Genomic DNA, 4,169 nt, shown 5'->3' with positions numbered 1-4,169 from the left:
GGGACTGATAATCCAGATACCACCACAAGCCGAGTAGGACGGCTGCGACCGAGCCCGGCGTGTGCCTTCCTCGATCTAAGAGGCGAGCTTCGCGCGCTTTTGGCCTCGGAATTTTGAGGAGCGTCCATTGCTTGTGGTTCAATCAAATAACTACTTTGCGCCGTGTCCATAGAGTGCCAGTGACGGATCCCGTTCGGAAGCTCGGCTCCGCGGCAGGGGGATCACGATTTCAGCTCCGATCCGTGGGTGCGAAGCAGAAAATTGACGATCGACTGACCGAAAGCGTCGTTCTGATCACCAACGACCATGTGCGTCGCATTCGCAATGTCGCTGTATGCCGCGTGGGGGACGAGACCCTGGAAATGCTTGACGGCTTCCGGCGAGACGAGGTCGCTCGAACCGCCCCGGATCAGATGCACGGGCAGTTTGAGGCTGGCCGCCGCTGCACTGAGTTCAGCGCTCCCTTGATCGCTGGAGTCCCCGCGGCGCCGCATCATTCCGTCGATGAACGCCGGATCCCAATGCCAGTAATAGCGTCCATCCTCCTTGCGGCGCAGGTAGTTTGCGAGCCCGGACGATGCCTTTCGGCTCGGCCGGTGCGGCATATACTCGGAAATGACCCGTGCGGCTTCCTCCGTCGAGGCGAAACCCTCACGCGCATGAGCGGTCATGAAACCGACGACGCGGGCGACGCCGCCGGGTTCCATCTGGGGCGTGATGTCGACCAAGGTGAGCGAGCTGAAACTTCCCGGTGCGCATTCTCCCTCAGCCATAATCCCGGCTATTCCGCCAAGGGACGCGCCGATTATGGCTGGCTTTTTCCCGATCGCCGAAGCGATCGCGACGAGATCTGCCGCAAAATCGGAAATATGATAGGCCCCATCACTCGCCCATGCACTTTCGCCATGCCCGCGCAGATCGACCGCAATCGTCCGGAATCCGTGGCTGGCGAGTAGCTCGGTCACGGCTTTCCACGCTCTGCGCGTTTGCCCGCCTCCGTGCGCCAGAATGACCGGAAAGCCGCGTTCCGGGCCATTTATCGACGCCGCAATGGTAAGGCCCGACTGACCGGCGAATGTGATTGATTGATCCGACATGACGGCATTATACTGTAAGGCGATTTACAAAAAAGTCTATTTAATATTCGAGTTTGGCGCCAGTCACCTGAATCTAGAGTTCGTGGCATATTGTATGATCTGCCTTTTGGCAGAAGTGACGTGATGTGGTGGGCGGTGACGTGACCCCCTGATTTTCCTCCACGCATGATTAGAGTCCGGCCCTGAAGGAAGGACGGACGATGAAGCGATTGAGGTTCACGGAAGAGCAGATCATTGGCGTGCTGAAGGAGGCCGAGGCCGGCGCCACGGCGTGTCCGACGCGACGATCTACAACTGGAAGGCCAAGTATGGTGGCCTGGAGGTCTCGGAGGCGAAGCGGCTGCGGGCGCTCGAGGATGAGAACGCCAAGCTGAAGCGGCTGCTGGCCGAGACGATGCTGGACAACGCGGGCCTGAAGGATCTTCTCGCAAAAAATTGGTAACGCCCGCTGCGAAGCGAGAGGCGGTCGCTCGTCTCCAGGCGGTCCTGGGGATGAGCGAGCGGCGGGCGTGTCGAGTTATCGGCGCTGACCGGAAGAGCATGCGTTACCGGTCGCAGCGGGATGATGATACCGAGCTTCGGTTGAAGCTGCGGGAGCTGGCGCAGCAGCGCCGTCGGTTCGGCTATCGCCGATTGCACATCCTGCTGCGTCGCGAGGGCGTGGTGATCAACCGCAAGAAGACGCAGCGGCTCTACCGCGAGGAGAAGCTGGAAGTCCGGCGTCGGCGGAGCCGGCGTCGCGCCATTGGTGCACGCGCACCGGCGCCCGTGCTGGCGCTGCCCAACCAGCGATGGAGCCTGGACTTCGTGCACGACCAGATGGCGTCCGGACGCCGGTTCCGGGTGCTCAACATCGTCGACGATGTGACCCGCGAGTGCCTGCGCGCGGTGCCGGATACGTCGATCTCGGGACGCAGGGTCGTGCGCGAGCTAAGCGATCTGATCGTCGAGCGCGGCAAGCCGGGCATGATCGTCAGCGACAACGTCCTATGTTGGGAAGCAGCAGCGGCAACAGGCCAGCAGATCTCATTGCGCCGATCAGGATCGGCGCTGCTGTCTTTTTGATCCAGATGGCTTCCATCGTCAAGGAATGTGCTCTCGGCCATAGCAAACACAGGATCCATCGATCTTGGGGGTCGTGGTCCTCACCGTCCTTAAGATGAGATGCAGATGCCAGATGGAAGGCCCGAACATTATCTACAGGGTCGCAGCTGCGCCCTCACGGCTCCACAGAGAGGGGTCCTTCCATCTGGTGTCCGCCCGTTCCAGGAACGGACGGTACTCGGTTCCCGTCTTGATGACGGCGTGTGCGACACGCGCCATCTTGGCGGTGAGTGCGGTCATCGCCTTTCGGCGGCGATCAGGGTCGTTTGCATGCCCGGCGACGTATCGCCCGAGCTTGTCGCGAAAGCTGTTGTCGCGCTGGCGGATGGCAACTTGGGTTGCCATCCAGAAGGTACGGCGGAGCCGAGCATTGCCGTACTTTGAAAGCTTGGTCCGCCCGCGGAATGTGCCGGACTGACATGTGGCAAGATCGAGGCCGCAGAACTTCAAAAACTGGCGGTGGTGAGCAAATCGTCGAAGGTCGCCGGCCTCCGCGAGGATGGTCAGCGCGTTGATCGGCCCAATCCCGGGGATCATTCGCAGGAGCTGGTAATCACGGTTCTCGCTAAGCAGGGCATGGGCTGTTCGTTCGATCTCGTCTCGTTGCCGGATCAGGCTTCGCGCTTGCGCGATGACCATGCGGAACATGGCGATGGAGACGGAATCTTCGCCGATCGGCAATGCAACCGACGCGCAGGCAGTCTCGTAAATATCGTTGATTAAGCGGGCTTTAGAGACCTTGCGGCCGACCAGTGACCACGCCTCGCGCGTGAAGGCCTCCTGGCTGAGCGCTGTCATGCTCGTTGGCGTTGGAAACCGCTCGAGCAAGGCCAGGAACCAATCCGACCTGCTGTTGCCTGCGAAGCGCTCGATCTCTGGGAAGTACAGCGGGAGATAGTGTGTCAGGATCCGATGCCATGTCTGGGTCTTAGCCTTTGAAATGGCTTCGTGCGTCTTCGACATCTCCTGTAGATCGTTGATACCGGCGGCCAGCGGATCGACGTAGCGCTGGGTCGCGCCGATCTGCAGCATGTGCAGGATTACCTGGGCGTCCTTGGAATCGTTCTTGTCCCAGCCATTGTGCAGAGCCTCGCGCGTCCGGGCCAACGCGACCGACGAAATCAAGCGAAGCTCGAATCCCGCAGATAGCAGCCGGTGTGCCAATGTGCGGTGGTAGTTGCCGGTGGCTTCGAAGCCGACGATGACAGGTCTGCCGATGTCCGCCAGGTCGGCCGCCAGACGGTCGTAATCCGCCTTGGTGGCCATCACCGTCATGCGCCGCCGCCGGCCACCCTCCGGGCGTTCAATCAGCACCTCCTGACGGTGCTTGGACATATCGATGGCTACCAGCACGGCATCGGCGGGAGTAGAACTACGCTTGGTCATGGTCGGTCATGACCTGCGCCCGGAATCTTGGACCGTTTTGAGCTGGAAAATTCCAGTTAGATCATAGGGCCAGGATACGGAGTGAGCGATGATGAGGACGAAGTTTTCCAAGGCACGGATCGCCCGAGGCGATCACCGCCGTTTTCGCCGAGGCCATGGTCCAGACCTGCATCGTCCATCTGCTCCGGAACTCGACGGACTTCCTCTCATGGAAAGACCGCAAGCCGCTGGTGACCGCGCTGAAGGGCATTTACCGCGCCGTCGATGCCAAGGCTGCCGAGGGAACCACCTTAAGGACGTATGGTCCACTTTCCCAAGGTTACAGGCTATCACGCAATACTAGGGCTGAAGCCAGTATCCGACTAGAGTCGGAGGGATCCCTCCCAAATGGGGGCCTCCAAACAACGCAAACTGAAAATAATTAGCGAATATTCAGCCAGTGCCGTCGTTCACTCCGGCACGTCAGACGGTGCCCCGTCTTGCGGTGCCGAGTCAACCGTTCGCGTGGATTTGGCGACGGGTGCCGGGTCACTGTCCCAGTCGAACACCTTGCCGCGCACGCGCTGGTAGTTGACATCGGGA

General features: G+C 60.6%; 1 protein-coding gene and 3 pseudogenes. 2 read left to right on the top strand and 2 right to left on the bottom strand.

All coding sequences use genetic code 11. The features are described 5' to 3' along the window. Nucleotides 1-221 precede the first annotated feature (221 nt). Complete coding sequence (locus KAY22_RS25415; RefSeq protein WP_066213761.1) at nucleotides 222-1,097, bottom strand: alpha/beta hydrolase; 876 nt, start codon at nucleotides 1,095-1,097, stop codon at nucleotides 222-224. A gap of 200 nt (nucleotides 1,098-1,297) precedes the next feature. Here KAY22_RS25415 and KAY22_RS25410 point away from each other — a divergent pair. Further along, nucleotides 1,298-2,081: pseudogene (locus KAY22_RS25410) on the top strand (IS3 family transposase); the annotation flags it as partial. A gap of 209 nt (nucleotides 2,082-2,290) precedes the next feature. Here KAY22_RS25410 and KAY22_RS25405 read toward each other — a convergent pair. After that, nucleotides 2,291-3,587 (bottom strand): annotated as a pseudogene (locus KAY22_RS25405) (IS110 family transposase). Nucleotides 3,588-3,703: 116 nt separating this feature from the next. Here KAY22_RS25405 and KAY22_RS25400 point away from each other — a divergent pair. Continuing rightward, a pseudogene (locus KAY22_RS25400) lies at nucleotides 3,704-4,012 on the top strand (transposase); the annotation flags it as partial. Nucleotides 4,013-4,169 lie beyond the last annotated feature (157 nt).

Origin of the sequence: Rhizorhabdus sp., from assembly GCF_018006725.1 — a bacterium.
GTDB lineage: Bacteria > Pseudomonadota > Alphaproteobacteria > Sphingomonadales > Sphingomonadaceae > Rhizorhabdus.
Note: the sequence above shows the minus strand (reverse complement) of the source record. Positions and strands in the feature narration are given on the sequence as shown.